Origin of the sequence: Paenibacillus polygoni, assembly GCF_030263935.1 — a bacterium.
Taxonomy (GTDB): Bacteria; Bacillota; Bacilli; order Paenibacillales; family Paenibacillaceae; genus Paenibacillus; species Paenibacillus polygoni.
Window position 1 is genome coordinate 4,391,475 of the sequence record NZ_CP127162.1, and the last position, 21,213, is coordinate 4,412,687.

General features: G+C 43.1%; 20 protein-coding genes and 1 other annotated feature. All 20 genes read right to left on the reverse strand.

Annotated elements, in window-relative coordinates:
* Positions 1-22: 22 nt before the first annotated feature.
* Complete coding sequence (gene fusA, locus QPK24_RS21180) at positions 23-2,101, reverse strand: elongation factor G (protein WP_285744472.1); 2,079 nt, start codon at positions 2,099-2,101, stop codon at positions 23-25.
* A gap of 47 nt (positions 2,102-2,148) precedes the next feature.
* A complete protein-coding gene (gene rpsG / locus QPK24_RS21185) occupies positions 2,149-2,619 on the reverse strand; it encodes a 30S ribosomal protein S7 (RefSeq protein WP_285744474.1) in 471 nt (156 codons plus the stop codon).
* A 108-nt stretch (positions 2,620-2,727) separates the two neighbouring features.
* Positions 2,728-3,150 (reverse strand): 30S ribosomal protein S12, encoded by a 423-nt coding sequence (rpsL, locus tag QPK24_RS21190; RefSeq protein WP_160036603.1) that lies wholly within the window; start codon positions 3,148-3,150, stop codon positions 2,728-2,730.
* 146 nt (positions 3,151-3,296) lie between these two features.
* Positions 3,297-3,548, reverse strand: a complete 252-nt coding sequence (locus QPK24_RS21195) for a ribosomal L7Ae/L30e/S12e/Gadd45 family protein (protein WP_160036602.1) — start codon at positions 3,546-3,548, stop codon at positions 3,297-3,299.
* Positions 3,549-3,757: 209 nt separating this feature from the next.
* Complete coding sequence (rpoC, locus tag QPK24_RS21200) at positions 3,758-7,372, reverse strand: DNA-directed RNA polymerase subunit beta' (protein WP_285744478.1); 3,615 nt, start codon at positions 7,370-7,372, stop codon at positions 3,758-3,760.
* A 131-nt stretch (positions 7,373-7,503) separates the two neighbouring features.
* Positions 7,504-11,055: a DNA-directed RNA polymerase subunit beta gene (rpoB, locus tag QPK24_RS21205; RefSeq protein ID WP_285744480.1), complete on the reverse strand. Its 3,552-nt coding sequence runs from the start codon at positions 11,053-11,055 to the stop codon at positions 7,504-7,506.
* Between the two features lie 409 nt (positions 11,056-11,464).
* Positions 11,465-12,064, reverse strand: a complete 600-nt coding sequence (locus tag QPK24_RS21210) for a class I SAM-dependent methyltransferase (protein ID WP_285744482.1) — start codon at positions 12,062-12,064, stop codon at positions 11,465-11,467.
* Between the two features lie 156 nt (positions 12,065-12,220).
* Positions 12,221-12,586: a 50S ribosomal protein L7/L12 gene (rplL, locus tag QPK24_RS21215; RefSeq protein WP_160036598.1), complete on the reverse strand. Its 366-nt coding sequence runs from the start codon at positions 12,584-12,586 to the stop codon at positions 12,221-12,223.
* A 55-nt stretch (positions 12,587-12,641) separates the two neighbouring features.
* Positions 12,642-13,148, reverse strand: coding sequence for a 50S ribosomal protein L10 (gene rplJ, locus QPK24_RS21220; protein WP_285749479.1), 507 nt, complete (start codon positions 13,146-13,148; stop codon positions 12,642-12,644).
* A 161-nt stretch (positions 13,149-13,309) separates the two neighbouring features.
* Positions 13,310-13,460, reverse strand: a sequence feature (ribosomal protein L10 leader region).
* 72 nt (positions 13,461-13,532) lie between these two features.
* On the reverse strand, positions 13,533-14,225 hold the full coding sequence (rplA, locus tag QPK24_RS21225) for a 50S ribosomal protein L1 (protein WP_285744484.1): 693 nt from the start codon (positions 14,223-14,225) through the stop codon (positions 13,533-13,535).
* A gap of 82 nt (positions 14,226-14,307) precedes the next feature.
* Positions 14,308-14,733, reverse strand: coding sequence for a 50S ribosomal protein L11 (gene rplK, locus QPK24_RS21230; RefSeq protein ID WP_285744486.1), 426 nt, complete (start codon positions 14,731-14,733; stop codon positions 14,308-14,310).
* Positions 14,734-14,805: 72 nt separating this feature from the next.
* Positions 14,806-15,339: a transcription termination/antitermination protein NusG gene (gene nusG / locus QPK24_RS21235; protein WP_191804498.1), complete on the reverse strand. Its 534-nt coding sequence runs from the start codon at positions 15,337-15,339 to the stop codon at positions 14,806-14,808.
* Positions 15,340-15,361: 22 nt separating this feature from the next.
* On the reverse strand, positions 15,362-15,553 hold the full coding sequence (gene secE / locus QPK24_RS21240; RefSeq protein ID WP_160036594.1) for a preprotein translocase subunit SecE: 192 nt from the start codon (positions 15,551-15,553) through the stop codon (positions 15,362-15,364).
* Positions 15,554-15,574: 21 nt separating this feature from the next.
* Entirely contained in the window at positions 15,575-15,724 is a 150-nt protein-coding gene (gene rpmG / locus QPK24_RS21245) for a 50S ribosomal protein L33 (RefSeq protein WP_072735843.1), read from the reverse strand.
* Between the two features lie 412 nt (positions 15,725-16,136).
* Complete coding sequence (sigH, locus tag QPK24_RS21250; protein WP_160036593.1) at positions 16,137-16,781, reverse strand: RNA polymerase sporulation sigma factor SigH; 645 nt, start codon at positions 16,779-16,781, stop codon at positions 16,137-16,139.
* A gap of 171 nt (positions 16,782-16,952) precedes the next feature.
* Positions 16,953-17,477, reverse strand: a complete 525-nt coding sequence (locus QPK24_RS21255; RefSeq protein ID WP_285744492.1) for an NYN domain-containing protein — start codon at positions 17,475-17,477, stop codon at positions 16,953-16,955.
* Positions 17,478-17,490: 13 nt separating this feature from the next.
* On the reverse strand, positions 17,491-18,231 hold the full coding sequence (gene rlmB, locus QPK24_RS21260; protein WP_285744494.1) for a 23S rRNA (guanosine(2251)-2'-O)-methyltransferase RlmB: 741 nt from the start codon (positions 18,229-18,231) through the stop codon (positions 17,491-17,493).
* Between the two features lie 75 nt (positions 18,232-18,306).
* Positions 18,307-18,783 (reverse strand): Mini-ribonuclease 3, encoded by a 477-nt coding sequence (locus QPK24_RS21265; RefSeq protein WP_285744496.1) that lies wholly within the window; start codon positions 18,781-18,783, stop codon positions 18,307-18,309.
* A complete protein-coding gene (gene cysS / locus QPK24_RS21270; protein ID WP_285744498.1) occupies positions 18,780-20,177 on the reverse strand; it encodes a cysteine--tRNA ligase in 1,398 nt (465 codons plus the stop codon). The genes QPK24_RS21265 and cysS overlap by 4 nt, the downstream gene beginning before the upstream one ends.
* A gap of 46 nt (positions 20,178-20,223) precedes the next feature.
* Positions 20,224-20,907 carry a serine O-acetyltransferase gene (gene cysE / locus QPK24_RS21275; protein WP_285744500.1) on the reverse strand — a complete coding sequence of 228 codons (684 nt, stop codon included), beginning with the start codon at positions 20,905-20,907 and terminating at the stop codon, positions 20,224-20,226.
* Positions 20,908-21,213 lie beyond the last annotated feature (306 nt).

Consider the following 21,213-nt stretch of genomic DNA (forward strand, 5'->3'; position numbering starts at 1 on the left):
TTCACACAACAGTTAGTAAAAATTATTCTCCCTTAGTTTTAGCAACAATTTCTTCGGCAATCGTTCTAGGAACTTCTTCATAGTGAGAGAGTTCCATAGAGAACACACCGCGACCTTGTGTACCAGAACGGAGAGTTGTGGAGTAACCGAACATTTCAGAGAGAGGTACCTTAGCACGAATGATTTGCGTACCACCGCGAGAATCCATACCTTCGATTCTACCACGACGGGAGTTCAGCATACCCATTACATCGCCCATGTATTCCTCTGGAACGGTAACTTCAACTTTCATGATTGGCTCAAGCAGGACAGCTTTACACTTGTCTTTAGCTGCTTTAAGTGCCATGGATCCGGCAATTTTAAATGCCATTTCATTGGAATCGACATCATGGTATGAACCATCTACGATTGTAGCTTTAACGTCTACAAGCGGGAATCCTGCAAGGACACCGTTTTTCATAGCTTCTTCAATACCTTGTTGTGCAGGTCCAATGTACTCACGAGGTACAGATCCACCGACAATTTTACTATCAAATTGGTTACCGCTTCCCGCTTCAAGCGGTTCGAATTCAACCCATACGTGTCCATATTGACCGCGGCCACCGGACTGACGTACGAATTTACCTTCAACACGCGCTGGTTGACGGAATGTTTCACGGTAAGCAACTTGTGGTTGACCAATGTTAGTATCCACTTTGAATTCACGACGCATACGGTCAATGATGATATCAAGGTGAAGTTCACCCATACCAGCCAAGATTGTTTGTCCTGTTTCTTCATCAGTATGAGCACGAAGAGTTGGATCCTCTTCAGTCAATTTACCTAGAGCAACAGACATTTTATCTTGGTCAGCTTTGGTTTTTGGTTCAACCGCGATTTGAATAACCGGATCAGGGAAGTTCATTGACTCCAAGATAATCGGGTTTTTCTCATCACATAGTGTATCACCTGTACCGGTATCTTTCAAACCTACGGCAGACGCAATATCACCGGAGAATACTTCAGTGATTTCTTGACGGCTGTTTGCGTGCATTTGAAGAATACGTCCGATACGTTCGCGTTTCCCTTTTGTAGCGTTCAATACGTAAGAACCGGATTGAAGTACTCCAGAGTATACACGGAAGAATGTAAGTTTACCAACATAAGGGTCAGTCATAATCTTAAACGCTAGAGCAGAGAAAGGCTCTTCGTCAGAAGATTTACGAACCGCTTCTGTTCCATCTTCCAAATGACCTGTAATAGCAGGAACATCAACAGGAGATGGCAGGTAATCAAGAACAGCATCCAACATAAGTTGAACACCTTTGTTACGATAAGAAGATCCACAGATAACTGGGAAGATTTTAACTTCTACAACACCTTTACGAAGAGCTGCTTTAATCTCTTGAACAGAGATTTCTTCACCTTCGAGGTATTTCATAGTCAGATCTTCATCAAGTTCTGCAACTTTCTCGATCAGTTCCATACGAAGTTCTTCAACTTGGTCAGCAAATTCTGCTGGTACGCTAGTTTCTTCAACTTCTTTACCTAGATCGTCTTTGAACATATATGCTTTTTGCTCGATAATGTCGATAATACCAACAAAATCATTTTCAGCTCCGATAGGAAGTTGAATTGCAACAGCATTAGCTTGAAGACGATCGCGCATATCATTAACTACGTTAAGATAATCTGCGCCAATGATATCCATTTTATTTACATATGCGATACGAGGTACGCCGTAGCGATCCGCCTGTCTCCATACAGTTTCAGACTGAGGCTCTACGCCTTCTTTCGCACTGAAAACACCTACTGCTCCGTCCAATACACGAAGGGAACGTTCAACTTCAACTGTGAAGTCAACGTGTCCCGGGGTATCAATAATATTAACGCGGTGACCTTTCCATTGAGCAGTCGTCGCAGCGGAAGTAATCGTGATACCGCGCTCCTGTTCTTGCTCCATCCAGTCCATAGTCGCAGCACCCTCGTGAACTTCACCGATTTTGTGCGTACGGCCTGTGTAGAACAAGATCCGCTCTGTGGTAGTAGTTTTACCAGCGTCAATATGCGCCATGATCCCGATATTACGTGTATTTTGCAAGGAGAACTCTCTAGTAGCCATGACTCAGGTCTCCCTTCAAAATGAAGTATATTTTTAAGACTGAAATCCTACCAACGGTAGTGAGCAAATGCTTTATTTGCTTCAGCCATTTTGTGTGTGTCTTCACGTTTTTTAACGGAAGCACCAGTGTTGTTGGAAGCGTCGATAATCTCAGCTGCCAAACGCTCTTCCATTGTTTTCTCGCCGCGGCTGCGGGAGTAGTTTACAAGCCAACGTAAACCAAGGGAAGTACGTCTTTCCGGTTTAACCTCGATAGGTACTTGATAGTTAGCACCACCAACACGGCGAGCTTTAACTTCCAGAACCGGCATAATATTTTTGATAGCTGCTTCAAAGACTTCCATAGGATCTTTACCAGTACGTTCTTGAATAATGTTGAACGCATTGTACAAGATGCTTTGAGCAACACCACGTTTTCCATCAAGCATGATGCGGTTGATCAAACGAGTTACAAGTTTGCTGTTGTAAACCGGATCAGGCAACACGTCTCTTTTGGTAACAGGACCTTTGCGTGGCATAGATATCCCCCTTTCTTATATGTTTATACTTTTGTTGTTGTTGTTGTTGTTCTGCGACCGAAGCGTCATGCTTTCGGTTTACTAGCACATTAAGATTAGAAACTAACCTTATGCTTTTTTAGCTTTAGGGCGTTTCGCACCGTATTTAGAACGGGCTTGCATCCGGTTAGCTACACCTGCTGTATCCAAAGCACCACGAACGATATGGTAACGAACCCCTGCAAGGTCCTTTACTTTACCTCCGCGAAGCAATACAACACTGTGCTCTTGCAAGTTATGACCGATACCCGGGATATAAGCTGTTACCTCGAGACGGTTCGTCAAACGAACACGGGCATATTTACGGAGCGCTGAGTTTGGTTTACGAGGAGTCATTGTACCTACACGAGTACAAACACCACGTTTTTGTGGAGCACTAATGTTAGTGGATTCACGTTTAAGGGCATTGTAGCCTTTTTGCAACGCTGGTGATTTAGACTTGTAGACTTTAGCTTGACGTCCTTTACGAACTAGCTGATTAATTGTTGGCATGTTGCCACCCCCTTCCTAGATTCGTCATTCTATTTATAAACCTCACTTTTTAAGTCCACAGACCCAGGCGGTTCATAAAAGAACAAATGAAAAGTTTTTGCCGTATTAGGAAGCTTGAGCATCCAGACAAAAACATCTTCTATAACCTATTGTTTCACAACGGCTACCATTGCCGCTCCTACTTCAATTCCACATGCCTTACCGAGATGTTCCATCGTGTCAACTAGAGTTAGTTTCACTTGGTGTTTCTCACATAAAGCCTGGATCTTCGAAGTAATCCGCATATCAGCATCTTGCGCCACATAAACCTCAGCAGCAATCCCTGACTCAACCATCTTCATGGTCTGCTTGGTACCGATCTTGACATGAGCATCCTGCAAAAAGTTGTCGTTCGACATTTATCAATACCTCCGAAAAGACATGATAACATGTGACTACTCATGCACCTTTGCTATATTAGCACCTAGGGACATTCGTTGTCAAGAGATTCATATAAATTCTAAGCATTGGAATTGTTATATTCAGAGGAAATGAGTATCTCCTCTGAATATACAATGGGTACGGACAAGCCGAATTTGGTGCCCTTTACAGACTCCAAAGTAGTGTACTAGTCTACTGAAACTGTTTCAAGAGCTTCTAGGTTTGTTTCGCCATCTTCCGGTTGTGCCAATTTCACACTGCGGTAACGATTCATACCAGTACCAGCCGGAATCAACTTACCAAGAATTACATTCTCTTTCAAACCAAGAAGTTGGTCGACTTTACCTTTGATAGCAGCATCAGTTAAGACACGTGTCGTCTCTTGGAAGGAAGCTGCAGACAAGAATGAATCTGTTTCAAGGGACGCTTTGGTAATACCAAGAAGTACTGGTTTCGCCACAGCAGGTTCCTTGTCACTAAGAATTGCATCTTTATTAGCTGCTTCGTATTCATGAGTGTCCACGAAAGATCCTGGAAGCAGTGTTGTATCTCCTGCATCCACAATACGGATCTTGCGAAGCATTTGACGAATCATAACTTCAACGTGTTTGTCGTTAATTTCTACACCTTGGTTACGATATACGCGTTGTACTTCTTGCAAGATGTAGTTTTGAACACCACGAACACCTTTGATTCGAAGCATTTCTTTCGGGTCAATAGAACCGTCTGTAAGCTCGTCGCCCGCTTCAATTTCCATACCTTCGCTCACACGCAGGCGGGATCCATAGGTAACAGCATATACTTTCGTTTCTGCTTCCCCTTGGATTTCAATTTCACGGCGGTCTTTTGCTTCACGGATTTCTTTAACAACACCATCAATTTCACTGATTGTTGCTTGACCTTTAGGATTACGCGCCTCAAAGAGCTCTTGGATACGCGGAAGACCTTGTGTAATATCGTCTCCTGCAACACCACCGGTATGGAACGTACGCATTGTAAGCTGTGTTCCTGGTTCACCGATGGATTGAGCAGCGATAATACCAACTGCTTCACCAATCTCCACATGTTTACCTGTTGCCAGGTTACGTCCGTAACATTTCTTGCAGACCCCATGACGTGCACGGCAACTAAGCACAGAACGAATCTGCAGCTTTTGAACACCGGCAGCGACAATAGCTTCTGCTTTATCCGAATCAATTAGCTCATTACGATTAGCAATAACTTCTCCCGTTTCTGGGTGACGAACGGTTTGGAAACAGTAACGGCCTTCGATACGATCGTATAGATCCTCGATAACCTCTTTACCGTCTTGAATACGGCTAACCGTAAATCCTTTGTCTGTTCCACAGTCATCTTCTCGAACAATAACATCTTGCGCTACGTCTACCAGACGACGAGTCAGGTAACCGGAGTCAGCCGTACGAAGTGCTGTATCCGCGAGACCTTTACGCGCACCGTGAGTGGACAAGAAGTACTCGAGTACTGTCAGACCTTCACGGAAGTTCGATTTGATTGGGAGCTCGATGATACGTCCAGATGGGTTGGCCATCAGTCCACGCATACCGCCCAGCTGAGTGATCTGTGATTTGTTACCACGGGCTTTAGAGTCCACCATAAGCATAATGGAGTTAAAGCGATCCATGGATTTCATTAGGATATCAGTGATTTCATCTTTTGCTTTGGACCAGATATCAATTACGCGGTCATAACGTTCTTCGTTTGTGATAAGTCCGCGACGATACTGATTCGTAACGACAGCAACTTTCTCATCAGATACACGAAGAATCTCATACTTCTCTTCAGGAATGATAACGTCAGATACACCAACAGTAACCCCTGCACGAGTTGAATATGTGAAACCGAGCTGTTTAATTTTATCCAAAATAACAGATGTTTCTGTTGTATGGTAGACCTCGAAGCAGCGAGCAATAAGGTGACCGAGATAGTCTTTACCAACACCATTGGTTTGAGGTGCATTCATGATTGCTTCCTGCAAGTTAGCACCTTTCTCGTATACAAACGAAAACTCAGGTGTACCTTGGATAAGGTTTGCACGAGTTGCATCATTAATATAAGGGAAGCTGCTAGGGAAAATCTCGTTAAAGATAATCTTACCGATCGTTGTAATCATCATTGCTTCTTGTTGTTTTTCTGTAAAGCTTGTTTTATTCAGAGCTTTAACTGGAATAGCAACACGAGCATGAAGACCAGCGGATCCACGTTGGTAAGCAGATACTGCTTCGTTAACCGTACGCAGAATCATACCTGTTCCCTTTTCCTCTTTATTATCCATAGTCAGATAGAAAGAGCCCAGGACCATATCCTGAGATGGAGTTACAACCGGCTTACCATCTTTAGGGTTCAAGATATTACCTGCTGCAAGCATCAAAAGACGTGCTTCAGCTTGCGCTTCAGCTGACAAAGGTACGTGAACGGCCATTTGGTCACCGTCAAAGTCGGCGTTATAGGCCGTACATACGAGCGGATGCAAACGAATCGCTTTACCTTCTACAAGAATTGGTTCAAATGCTTGAATACCCAGTCTGTGAAGAGTCGGTGCACGGTTAAGTAATACTGGATGTTCTTTAATTACTTCTTCAAGAACGTCCCATACTTCCGGACTTACACGCTCAACTTTACGTTTTGCACTCTTGATATTGTGAGCAAGACCTTTGTTCACGAGTTCTTTCATAACAAAAGGTTTAAACAATTCAAGTGCCATATCTTTTGGAAGACCACATTGATACATTTTCAGGTAAGGACCTACAACGATAACGGAACGACCAGAATAGTCAACCCGTTTACCGAGCAAGTTCTGACGGAAACGACCTTGTTTACCTTTCAGCATATGGCTGAGAGATTTCAAAGGACGGTTACCAGGACCTGTTACCGGACGACCACGACGGCCATTATCGATAAGAGCATCCACTGCTTCTTGAAGCATCCGTTTTTCGTTTTGAACGATAATATCCGGAGCACCAAGATCCAAAAGGCGTTTCAAACGGTTATTACGGTTAATAACACGACGGTACAGATCATTCAGGTCTGACGTTGCAAAACGTCCACCATCGAGCTGAACCATTGGACGAAGCTCAGGAGGAATGACCGGAAGTACATCCATGATCATCCAGTCTGGCTTATTGCCAGAATTACGGAAAGCTTCAATTACTTCAAGACGTTTAATCGCACGATTACGACGTTGTCCTTGAGCAGTACGAAGCTCTTCCTTCAAGAATTCAAGTTCTTTTTCAATATCAAGATCTTGAAGTAGTTTTTTAACTGCTTCTGCACCCATGCCTGCATGAAACCCGTAACCGTATTTTTCACGGTAGCTACGATATTCTTTTTCGGACAAAAGTTGTTTTCTTTCCAGTGGAGTTTCACCTGGATCAGTAACAACATATGATGCAAAATAGATGATCTCTTCCAAAGATCTCGGAGACATATCTAGAGCCAGACCCATACGGCTCGGAATGCCTTTGAAATACCAGATATGTGAAACCGGAGCTGCCAGTTCAATATGCCCCATGCGTTCGCGACGCACTTTAGCGCGAGTTACTTCAACACCACAACGGTCACAAACTACGCCTTTATAACGTACACGTTTGTATTTACCACAGTGACATTCCCAGTCCTTTGTAGGACCAAAAATTTTCTCGCAGAACAGACCTTCTTTTTCCGGCTTCAACGTACGATAGTTAATCGTCTCCGGCTTTTTCACTTCTCCGCGGGACCAAGAGCGAATTTTTTCCGGCGATGCAAGCCCGATTTTCATATATTCGAAATTGTTTACGTCCAACAAGGAGCAACCCTCCTTAACCAAGTCCTAAATTCTAGGTTCTTTCCCCTCTAGCAATCGCCAAAACTGCCAAAGGGGAGTAGAGCCTGATGAAAATTCCGGTATTGAGACAAATGACAATGACTATTTATAAATTACTCTGCGCCAACTTCTGAACCTTCAAGATTGAGGCTCAGTTTATCGCTAGCAGCATCGTCATCATCATCTGATTCTTTCAAATCAATTTCTTCTTCATCTTTAGTGAGCATCTTAACGTCCATACCAAGACTTTGAAGCTCTTTAATAAGAACTTTAAAGGATTCTGGAATACCTGGTTCTGGTACATTCTCACCTTTAACGATGGATTCGTAAGTTTTCACACGACCAACCACATCATCTGATTTTACAGTAAGGATTTCTTGAAGCGTGTAAGCTGCGCCGTATGCTTCAAGCGCCCATACCTCCATCTCACCGAAACGTTGTCCACCAAACTGAGCTTTACCACCCAGCGGCTGTTGCGTAACGAGTGAGTAAGGACCTGTAGAACGAGCATGGATTTTATCGTCAACCATGTGGGCAAGTTTGATCATATGCATGACACCAACGGTAACTTCACGCTCGAAGCGATCACCCGTACGTCCATCATACAGAACTGTCTTACCGTTACGTTGCATTCCTGCTTCTTCCATCGTATCAAATACGTCATACTCCGTTGCACCATCAAATACTGGTGTAGCAACATGAATACCTAGTTGCATTGCAGCCATACCCAAGTGAACTTCAAGAACCTGACCGATGTTCATACGGGATGGTACACCCAGTGGGTTCAGAACAACTTGAACTGGTGTTCCATCAGGAAGGAAAGGCATATCTTCTTCTGGAAGAATACGCGCCACGACCCCTTTGTTACCGTGACGTCCTGCCATTTTATCGCCCTCGGAAATTTTCCGTTTTTGCGCGATATAGACACGAACGAGTTGATTCACACCTGGAGGGAGTTCATCACCATTCTCACGAGTAAACACCTTCACATCGACTACGATACCGTCAGTACCATGTGGGACTCTCAGCGATGTATCACGAACTTCACGTGCTTTTTCCCCAAAGATTGCATGAAGGAGACGTTCTTCCGCCGTAAGTTCAGTTACTCCTTTAGGTGTAACTTTACCTACCAAGATATCACCTGCAGCGATCTCGGCACCGATACGGATAATTCCACGTTCGTCTAGATTACGAAGTGCTTCTTCACCGACATTCGGAATGTCACGCGTGATCTCTTCTGGTCCAAGTTTCGTGTCACGAGCTTCGGACTCATACTCCTCGATATGAATTGATGTATAAACATCTTCTTTAACGAGTTTTTCACTAAGAAGGATCGCATCCTCATAGTTGTAACCTTCCCAAGTCATAAAGGCTACGACAACGTTACGACCAAGTGCCAGTTCACCCATTTCAGTAGATGGACCATCTGCCAAAATGTCGCCAACTTTAACGCGATCGCCAATTTTAGCAATTGGACGTTGGTTAATGCATGTTCCTTGGTTCGAACGCATAAATTTGTGTAATTTATGTTTAACAAGATCGCCTTTAACTTCTTTACCATCTACCATTTCAATTTTACGAACCCAAATTTCATTGGCAGAAGATCTTTCAATAATCCCGTCATGTTTGGATACAATACATACACCGGAATCTTTTGCAGCCTTGTGCTCCATTCCTGTACCTACAAGCGGTGCTTTAGGAATCAGAAGAGGAACAGCCTGCCGCTGCATGTTAGATCCCATGAGCGCACGGTTGGAGTCATCGTTCTCAAGGAACGGAATGAGTGCCGTTGCAACGGAAACTACTTGTTTAGGCGATACGTCCATATAGTCAACCCGATCATTAGGCATGGTTGTAATGTTATCAGACTGTTTATTGTAACGTACAACAACCATATCCTCAGCAAATGAACCATCATCATTTAGCTTCGCATTCGCCTGAGCGATAACATAGTTATCTTCCTCGTCGGCTGTAACGTAGCGCACTTGATCAGTAACACGTCCTGTTTTAGGATCTACCCAGCGATAAGGAGCCTCAATAAAGCCGTACTCATTAACGCGAGCAAACGTAGACAAGGAGTTGATCAAACCGATGTTTGGTCCCTCAGGAGTTTCAATTGGACACATACGGCCATAGTGAGATGGATGAACGTCACGAACTTCAAAGCCAGCGCGCTCACGAGTCAAACCACCCGGTCCGAGTGCGGACAAACGACGTTTGTGGGTAAGTTCACCCAGCGGGTTCGTTTGATCCATAAATTGAGACAACTGAGAACTACCGAAGAATTCTTTAATGGATGCAATTACAGGGCGAATATTAATGAGTGCCTGTGGTGTAATTACATTCGCATCTTGGATAGACATTCTTTCACGAACTACACGTTCCATACGGGAAAGACCAATACGGAATTGGTTCTGTAAGAGTTCACCTACAGAACGCAGACGACGGTTACCCAAGTGATCGATATCATCTGTATCGCCGATGCCTTGCAGTAAGTTCAAGAAATAACTGATGGAAGAGATAATATCTGCTGGAGTAATATTCTTCACAGATTTATCAATATTGCTGTTTGCGATCAATTTCACAACTTTTCCATCTTCATTTGGTGAGAACACATCAATCGTTTGAACAGGAATATCATTAGCATCAAGAACACCATTAGCTACATGATAAGTACGCGTTCCAACTCCCTGTTCACTTTCAAGGTATGGAAGAATCTCATCAAGCAAGCGGCGGTCAACAACTTGACCTGCTTCTGCAATGATCTCCCCAGTGGAAGTATCAATCAGAGACTCAGCTAGACGCTGATTGAACAAACGGTTTTTGATGTGAAGCTTTTTATTCATTTTGTAACGACCTACGTTAGCAAGGTCATAACGTTTTGGATCGAAGAAGCGAGCTACAAGCAAGCTTTTTGCATTATCCAATGTTGGCGGTTCGCCTGGACGAAGACGCTCATAAATTTCAATCAGCGCTTTCTCTGTCGAATCCGTATTGTCCTTATCCAGCGTATTCCGGATATACTCGTCATCGCCGAGTAGTTCCAAAATTTCTGCGTCTGTACCGAATCCAAGAGATCTAAGTAATACGGTAACAGGGATTTTACGAGTACGATCGATACGAACATAAATAATGTCCTTCGCATCCATCTCGAGTTCGAGCCAAGCACCACGGTTCGGAATCACTGTTGCTGTATAAGATTTCTTTGCATTCTTATCTATTTTAGTGCTGAAATAGACGCTAGGGGAGCGAACCAACTGGCTGACAATAACCCGTTCCGCACCGTTAATGATAAACGTGCCTGTTTCCGTCATCAGCGGGAAATCCCCCATGAATACTTCCTGCTCTTTGACTTCGCCCGTTTCCTTATTAATGAGCCGGACCTTAACCCGAAGTGGTGCGGCATAAGTAACGTCGCGTTCCTTCGCGTCGTCTACCGTATATTTCGGTTCACCGAGACTGTAGTCGATAAATTCCAATACCAAATTACCGGTAAAATCCTGAATTGGCGAGATGTCCTGGAACATTTCGCGCAAACCTTCCTCCAAAAACCATTCGTAAGATTTTTGTTGGATTTCTATCAGGTTCGGAATTTCGAGTATCTCGTTAATTCGTGCATAACTGCGCCGAGTGCGTCGACCATACTGAACAAGATGTCCTGCCAACTTAAACTCACCCCTCAATGTCTACTCACTTTTAAAAATTTCGTTGCGAACCTCTGTTTGTAACCTTATAATGGAACTCATAACAAGATTATCTGATAACAGAGCTGCATATCCACAAATAAAGAAAAGCCCTTAATTCGAATTTTTTCGATAAAAGAGCAACTTGATTAGTGGATGTCCTCTTCATCCCAGAAAAACCCACTTACATATAGTTTGCCCAAAATGTACATATTATACGCCGATCTGCACAGAAATATGCCAAAATAGGCGAAAAAAAGATTGACATTTTCACAAACTAAAGCTAAGTAGGGCATCTTAATACTGACATTCACTAAGAATACCATAACTGATTTGTCAAGTCAATAGTTCGATTGCATCTTTTTGCAATTATATACTTGCCATCTCTTGGTTATTTCTCCGCTCTGAAGATTCGATATCCTTTGTCTTTGGTAACTTCCTCTACATATTTGAACATTGAAGAAAGCTTTTCTTTTGCTGAAGGCGCGCCCTGTTTCTTCTGTATCACAATCCACAAAGATCCTCCAACTCTTAGCTGCTCATATGCCTGTTCAAAAATAGAATGCACGATCTCTTTACCTGCTCGAATCGGTGGATTCGTTAGAATGACATCAAACGTTTGATGCCGCACTGCTTCAAGACGATCGCTTTGTTTAATCACTGTATTACTACTCACTTGATTTTGAATGGCATTGTGTCTGGCAAGTTCAACAGCTCTTTCATTAATATCAAGCATGGTCACAATCGCATCCGGAACAAGTTTTGCTGCCGTAATACCGATTGGGCCGTATCCACAACCAACATCAAGAATTGCTTTGGCACCCGTCAAATCCATTGCATTAATCAGGACCCGACTACCATAATCCACACCATTCTTCGAAAAAACTCCAGCATCACTTGTCAGTTTTAGTGAAAAACCTCTCAAATCTACTGAAAGCATCTGCCGATCATGAGCAGTTTCAGGCTTACTGGAATAGTAGTGATCGGACATGATACAAAACCCCTTCTCTACAAAGTACATTAGCATAATAAAAGATACGAGTATCTTCAATTATTACCAATCATGCCCCTTCATAACAACAAACCCCTTGATTGCTTCAAGGGGTTTGTATGTTAATTTTCCTATTCACTTAAATAGTGAAATGGACTATTTCAATTCAACAGAAGCGCCAACTTCTTCAAGTTTAGCTTTAACTGTTTCAGCTTCTTCTTTGCTTACTTTTTCTTTCAAAGCTTTAGGAGCGTTGTCTACTACTTCTTTAGCTTCTTTCAAGCCAAGACCAGTGATTTCGCGAACTGCTTTGATTACGTTGATTTTGGAAGCACCAGCAGATGTAAGGATTACATCAAATTCTGTTTGCTCAGCAGCTTCAGCACCGCCAGCAGCGCCACCCATAACAGCTACAGGAGCTGCAGCAGTTACGCCAAATTCTTCTTCGATTGCTTTAACAAGATCGTTCAGTTCCAATACAGTCATACCTTTGATTGCTTCCAAGATTTGCTCTTTACTCATGGTTGAACCTCCATTATTTTAATTAGTATTTTATATAGCTTGTTTATTCAAAAAATTAAGCGCCTTGCTCTTCTTTTTGTTCGCCAACTGCTTTAACCGCAAGGGCGAAGTTGCGTACAGGTGCTTGAAGCACGCTGAGGAGCATAGAAAGAAGACCTTCGCGTGAAGGAAGCTCTGCAAGTGCTTGAACTTCTTCAACACTAACTACACGACCTTCAACTACCCCACCTTTAATTTTCAAAGCTTCGTTTTTCTTAGCGAAGTCATTCAAAATTTTGGCTGGAGCAACAACATCATCAGTACTGAATGCAATTGCAGTAGGGCCAGTAAGAACTTCATCAAGTTCAGACAGCTCAGCAGCCGCAGTTGCACGGCGAAGCAATGTGTTTTTCAGTACTTGGAATTCGATTCCTGCTTCACGAAGCTGTTTACGCAGCTCAGTTACTTGGGAAACGTTTAGACCACGGTAGTCAGCTACAACAGTAGTTGCACTTTCGCGCAATTTAGCTGTTACTACATCAACCGCTTCTTGTTTTGCTTGGATCACTTTTGCGTTTGCCAAATTGTACACCTCCTGATAGATTTCTTGCAGATCAGCCAGAAGACCGCCCTGCATCCAGCACCTTCTCTATCATAGAAAGATTAGGGCTGTAAAAACCGCTTATTCGCGGAAGATTTTCCGTAAGATTTATGAACCAGGAATCAATACGATTCCCGATTCATTTATCCATAAGAAAAGCCTCCGTAGAATCACGAAGGCTTGATAAAGTCATATTGAGCAAAACACTCAAATGATACGTTCTATCATCACACCTCGGTAGGAAATTAAGCTTGTTACAGCACCTACTGTCTACGGTAAGCATATTCGAATTTAATGGTCAGTCACTAGGACTAAACAACTTTATCAGAATAACAGATTCAGATGACATAAGTCAACTGGAAATTATTATTTGAAAGAAGCTGTGCTCACACGCGCACCAGGTCCCATTGTGGAGGACATGCTGATGTTTTTCAGGTAAACACCTTTAGCAGCAGCTGGTTTCGCACGGTTAAGTGCTTCAACCAAAGCTTTCAGGTTTTCATTCAACTGCTCAGCAGTGAAAGAAGCTTTACCGATTGGCGCATGAATTTGTCCCGCACGATCCAGACGGTACTCGATTTTACCAGCTTTAATTTCTTGAACAGCTTTAGTAACATCAAAAGTAACCGTACCAGCTTTCGGGTTAGGCATAAGACCTTTACCACCGAGCAGACGACCCAATTTACCTACTTCACTCATCATGTCAGGTGTAGCTACGCAGACATCAAACTCGAACCAACCTTGTTGGATTTTTGTGATCATATCTTGATCTCCAACGTAGTCTGCTCCAGCTGCTTCCGCCTCTTTTGCTTTTTCACCTTTTGCAAATACCAATACGCGTTGTGTTTTACCTGTACCATGCGGCAAGACAACAACACCACGAACGGCTTGGTCTTGTTTACGAGGGTCTACGCCCAAACGTACTGCAACTTCGATTGTTTCATCGAATTTAGCAGTAGCTGCCTTTTTGACAAGCTCTACAGCTTCCAAAGGCTCGTAGCTTGCTTCGCTGTCAATCAGCTTAGCAGCTTCAACATATTTCTTACCATGTTTAGCCATGTTTTTTTCCTCCTTTGTGGTTTTAGCGGATATACCTCCCACAACACAGGCTGCGAATCAGCCTGTGCACGAACACTTGTAATTAGTCTTCGATGGTGATACCCATGCTGCGAGCAGTACCCTCTACCATGCGCATTGCGGACTCAACGTTCGCAGCGTTTAGGTCAGGCATTTTTTGCTCAGCAATTTGACGAACAGCGTCACGTTTTACAGTTGCGACTTTTTTCGTGTTCGGCTCACCGGATCCTTTTTCAAGTTTAGCAGCTACTTTAAGCAATACTGCTGCCGGTGGAGTTTTAGTGATGAATGTGAAAGAACGATCTTCAAACACCGTAATTTCAACTGGAATGATCAAACCTGCTTGATCAGCAGTACGAGCATTAAATTCTTTACAGAATGCCATGATGTTGACACCTGCTTGACCCAATGCTGGACCTACTGGTGGCGCTGGGTTTGCTTTACCTGCAGGAATTTGCAGTTTTACCATTTTAATTACCTTTTTGGCCATGTAAGACACCTCCTTGCATCAATAGTGGTTAGCGAGCATGTAGCCCTCCCACAGAAACCATAAGCTTGCGCTCTATAATTTTTCCACTTGATCGTAATCGAGCTCAAGCGGGGTTTCCCGTCCAAACATGTTGACGTGAACTTTCAACTTACTCTTCTCAGCCAATATCTCTTCCACGGAGCCCACAAAATTCGCAAAAGGACCAACTTTAATTCGTACGGATTCCTTAATATCGAATTCAATCTTCGGTTTTGGCTCCACAACACCCATATGCTTCAGAATCTGTTCAACTTCATCCGGCAATAGTGGCGTGGGCTTCGAACCAGATCCTGTTGATCCAACAAAACCAGTAACTCCCGGAGTGTTGCGAACAACATACCAAGAATCATCAGTTTGAACCATCTCAACAAGGACATATCCGGGGTAAATCTTACGCATAACGGTTTTTGTCTTACCGTCTTTATTTACCACTTCTTCTTCCATTGGAACAAGAACACGGAATATTTTGTCCTCCATGCCCATGGACTCTACGCGTTTTTCCAAATTGGCTTTGACTTTGTTCTCATACCCTGAATAGGTATGAACGACATACCATCTTTTTTCCATATCAAGCCACCTGGGACCCTTCTTAAATTATCGCTTCAATCACAGCGGAAATACCGATGTCAAGCACCCAAAAATAAAGCGTAATAACAATAACCGTCCCCAAAACAATAAGGGTGTAGTTAGTTAACTCTTTACGATTAGGCCAGCGAACCTTTTTGAGCTCTGCCCAGCTTTCTGAGAAAAAGGAAAACAGAGACTTGAAACTACGTTTCACGCCGACTACACCTCCAAATAACTATCTGGTTTCGCGATGAGAAGTCTGCTCGTTACAAAACTTGCAAAATTTCTTCATCTCCATGCGGTCGGGGTGATTACGCTTGTTTTTAGTCGTTGTGTAATTTCTTTGTTTGCAATTAGTACAAGCCAAAGTAATAATTACCCGCATGATGTGCACCTCCCGAAGACATCCGAACATTATCAGAGTCTCTAAATTGGTTCCTAAAAAAAATAGCGCGAATTTAGGCCTACCTAAAACACTTTATCACAAGGGTATATTCATGTCAATCGAAGAATAGGCTTTAATCTCTGCCTAAAATACCCTTTTCTAGCCTTTCTTACTTCAAGTCTAACTTTTTCTCAGAAAGCTGTTCTTGACACCCTTGTCTACCGGACAGAAAACTGAATGATATAGAATACTTACATTCAATATCTCATGTCGATAGCTTGGATCGAGCGTACAATCGAAAACGTCAATGTTTATCAGTATGAATCAATCCGCTTATTTTAAACGCTCTTCCTCTTCTCCAACAAAAAAAGACTCGATCTAGTCTGAGTCCTTCTTCAGAAAACGAGTTAATCTAATTATCTCTTACTTCTAGATATTTCTCAAGTTTTCGTTTTACACGCTGTAATGCATTATCGATCGATTTCACATGACGATTGAGATCCACAGCTATTTCCTGGTAGGATCTACCGTCCAGGTATAACATAAGCACTTTGCGTTCCAGGTCACTTAGAATCTCCGACATTTTGTCTTCTAAGCCAGTAAATTCTTCCTGGTTAATAACAAGTTCTTCCGGATCACTTACTTGTGTGCCACAAATAACATCCATCAAAGTGCGGTCAGATTCCTCATCATAGATCGGTTTATCCAGAGAAATATACGAATTCAGTGGTATATGCTTCTGACGAGTCGCTGTTTTTATAGCCGTAATGATCTGCCTCGTTATACATAACTCAGCAAATGCTTTAAATGATGCCAGCTTGTCCCCTCTGAAATCACGTATCGCTTTGTACAGCCCGATCATTCCTTCTTGAATGATATCTTCTCTATCAGCACCAATTAAAAAGTAAGATCTTGCCTTGGCTCGTACAAAATTACGATACTTGTTGATCAAGTATTCTAGTGCCTCACTGTCGTTGTCATGAACGGCTTGGACAATATCCTCATCACTTAGATAATCAAACTTGGACAACATGATATCTTTGAGGTCAACACTCACTAACAATCCCTCCGGCTGCAACGCAAGGACCCCGTTACCTATCAAAATATAGCCCAAGTATATATGAACATACCTTCCAACGTCAACCACACTTCGCCTAAAAAAGAAAAGAATGATATAAATGTCAAGAGATTCATAATTCTATTGTTTTGCAAAATGATAGATTCAATCTTAATCTCTTCTCCATTTTTCGAACATACTCCGAACTTCGGGTGACAATTTCGAGTCTATTGTGTTTTTGGTTGATTTTTTCTGATAGTCTTCTTTTATCTTTCTACCGAGTTCCTTATCATTCTGTTCCAGCTCAATATAAAGTTCCCGGGCAGATAGACGGAGCGCACCTTGTCCAAAAATAACATGCTGCTCCACCATATCACTTGTAGCCACATAGATCTGACGCCTTCGAGAACTAAGCTCACCTACAAGTCTCTCAATACATTCATCAGCCGTCTCTTTTTCTTTAGTGAAATGCACCTGCACTTTACTCTCTGTAAAAGATTTACCTAAACCCGGTACTCTATAAGCGTCAAAAATTACGATCACTCTTGTCCCCGAAAAACCCTGGTAATCGGCCAGCCGTACCAATAGCTTGTCCCGTGCATCCTGCAAATCGGTTCTGGCAAGGGCAGAGAGTTCTTTCCAAGCCCCTATCATGTTATAACCGTCCACGAGAAGCACATCACGGGTATCCTTCATTTTCTAATGATCCCTATGACTTCCGAGATCTAAGCACTTCGTACATCACTACGCCTGCGGCAACAGAAGCATTCAGGGAGTTGATCTGGCCAGCCATTGGTAACTTCAAAAGAACATCACATTTTTCACGAATAAGCCTTCCCATACCTTTTCCTTCATTGCCGATAACGATAGCGACAGGCCCCGTGAATACTCCGTTTCCAAAAACAGACTCTTTCGCTTGCAAGTCAGTTCCCACAACCCATACACCCGCTTCTTTCAGCTCATCGATGGTCTGTGCCAAGTTACTTACTCTTGCTACAGGAACATATTCAGCTGCACCGGCAGAAGTTTTAGATACAGTTGCAGTTACCTGAGCCGAGCGGCGTTTCGGAACAATAACGCCATGTGCTCCCGTGCAGTCCGCAGTTCGTAGAATAGAACCGAGATTATGGGGGTCCTCAATTTCGTCTAGCAAAACAAGAAAAGGATCTTCCCCTTTATCCCGCGCAGCAGCGAGTAGATCTTCTACATGTGCATATTCATAGGGAGCAGCCTGTGCCACAACACCTTGATGCTGTATGCCAGGAACCATTTGCTCTAACTTACGCTTGTCTACCTGTTGAATAATCACGCCCGCTTTTTTCGCCTCAGCATAGATTGGCAAGGTAAGATGCTTTTGTGCCTGCTCAGCAATCCATATTTTGTTTATCGTTCTTCCGGAACGCAGCGCCTCAATAACCGAGTGCTTACCGGCAATCCATTCTTCTTCCATTTCTCTATATCCTCCTAGCTTCAACACGCCATACTTTGACTGTTTAGAAGCTCTATATTTCGTTATAATCGATTATTACTTTTGTGCTTTTCCTTCTTTTTTGGCTTGCTCCATTCTCTGAATGCCAAGAACAATAAGTTCGCGGAGTCTTTCTTGATATCCGCTCGTGTATAAATACCCGATCAGACATTCAAAAGCGGTAGCGTGTCTATATTCCAAAACATCTGCATTTTTCGGAACACTGGATTTGGCATTTCTGCCTTGCCTTACAACATCCGCTTCCGCAGGTAACAATTCTTCCTCAATATACGACAAAATCCTGCTTTGAGCTTTTGCTGATACAAAACTTGTCGCATTTTGATGAAGATGATTGGGACGAAGGTTAGATTTTGACAGCAAATATTGTCTGACAGCGACCTCATAAACCGCATCTCCTATGTAGGCAAGAGCAATCGGGGGAATAAGTTCCGGCTTACGGGAAGGAGGGTAGGGAAATAACCACCCTTGCTCCCCTTGGCCGCCATCATAATTCTGCAGTTGGTTCTCACTCATTTGCGCCGCCATCTTACACCTTGTGGTGTATCTTCGATAACAATCCCCATATCTGCCAGCTCATCACGAATCTCATCAGAACGAGCCCAGTCTTTTGCCTTACGAGCTTCCGCACGCTCTTGTATCAGCTTCTCTACATCGGCATGAAGTTCATCTTGCTCTTCGGTATATACGCGAAGTACTGTATTCATTTCATCAAACAATGCAAGCATTGCTTCAAGTTCAGCACGGTTAACTACTTCTGCTTGTAGAAGCATATTCGCTTCATTTACCCATTCGAAAACGGCAGTAATTGCATCAGGTGTATTAAAATCATCCTGCATTTTCTCGTGAAATTGATCACGAATTTCTGCAATTTTTGCCTCCCGCTCTTGTGAAATCGCTTCGTTAATGGTAACTGTATTCAGTCGGTGCTTCATATTATTAACCGCATTAGCGATCCGATCCACACTATTTTCGGCCTGTTCCATAATATCTTCACTGAAGTTAAGTGGATTTCGATAATGTGTTGAAAGCATGAAATATCGAATTGCTTCTCTTTTGTACTGCTCACGCAAATCTTTTACAAGGATACCGTTTCCGAGTGATTTCGACATTTTCTCGTTATCAATACGGATAAAACCGTTATGCATCCAGTAATTTGCGAGTGGTTTTCCTGTTAACACTTCCGATTGTGCTACTTCACACTCATGATGGGGGAATTGCAAATCTTGCCCTCCGCCGTGAATATCGAGTGTATCCCCCAAGATGTTACGAGCCATTGCAGAGCACTCAATATGCCAGCCTGGGCGACCTTTGCCCCACGGACTATCCCAGAAGATTTCTCCTGGCTTAGCTGCTTTCCAAAGTACAAAATCTTGCGGATGTTCTTTGCGCTCATCGACTCCGATTCGAATCCCAAACTGCAATTCATCTAGATTCTGTTTGGACAACTTACCGTAATCCGGGAATTTATGAGTACGGTAATACACATCGCCGCCTTTTTCATAAGCGACCCCTTCATCCTCAAGCTGCTTAATAAAGTCTATGATCAAATTCATGTTCTCGGTTACACGAGGATTATGTGTGGCTCTCGGGATCCCTAGACCATCAAGATCTTCATAGTAGGCTTGAATAAAACGATCCGCTACTTCCGGCACCGTTGTGCCAAGCTGATCTGCTTTCTTAATCAATTTATCATCTACATCGGTGAAGTTTACGACATAATTCACATCATTACCAATCACCTCAAGGTAACTGCGAACAACGTCGAAAAAAATCATCGGTCTTGCATTACCAATATGAATATAATCATACACGGTCGGTCCGCAGACGTACATTTTCACTTTCCCTGGTTCCTGCGGAACAAAAGTATCTTTATGCCTTGTGAGCGTATTATATATTTGAAGCGTCATCAGCCACATTCCTTTCGATCTTTTCCATCATTATATTGTACCACGTTTATACTTTGTTACCACGAGCCACCGTTTCTTTTTCAAGGCAGTCCTGCTCTTGCAGAGATTTCAGCTTTTTTAATTCTTCCCGCAGTTCATAGATCTCAAGCTGGAGTTCTCGCATGGAGTCAATAATCGGATCAGGAAGCTGCTGACTTAAACGATCGATTCGTTTGCCATCCTGTTTTACTACTCGTCCTGGTATCCCTACCACTGTGCTGTTTGGAGGAATTTCTTTCAGGACAACTGAATTGGCACCAATATTACTGTAATCTCCTACTTTAAATGAACCAAGCACCTTAGATCCAGATGAAATTACGACATTATTCCCGATCGTCGGATGTCGCTTTCCTTTCTCTTTGCCTGTTCCCCCTAAAGTTACCCCCTGATAGATAACAACATCATCACCAATCTCGCAAGTCTCCCCGATTACCACACCCATACCATGATCTATAAAAAGCCGTTCTCCAATCGTGGCACCAGGGTGTATTTCGATACCTGTCGTAAAACGACTCGCTTGGGAAATGGTTCTCGCCATGGTAAACCATCCTCTTCGGTAAAAACGGTGAGCCAGTCGGTGAGCCCAGATTGCATGTAAGCCGGAATACGTAAAGATGACCTCAAACCAGCTTCTAGCTGCGGGATCGTTATCAAATACTGCCTGAATATCCGATTTCAATTTTCTAAACATGTCTGTTCCCCTCTTTGGCACCAAGCACCGTCTTAATTTCGAATTTGCTTGCAAGGTCTATGAAAAAAACGCCTCTGCAGCCCATATAGGCTGCAGAGGCGTCATAAGTCCGCGGTTCCACTCTGCTTAGTTATGTTCTTCCCTAGTCATAGGACTGAAGAAGAACATAACCATCTTTGAACGTCCGATAACGAGGACGACACGTCGCTACCTACTTGCCGTGCCTTGTTTATCGCATACAAGGGGGCAGGTTCGGAAGCGCAGCTCCCAGGCGCATTTCGTTCGGCAGATTGTGAGATAACTTCC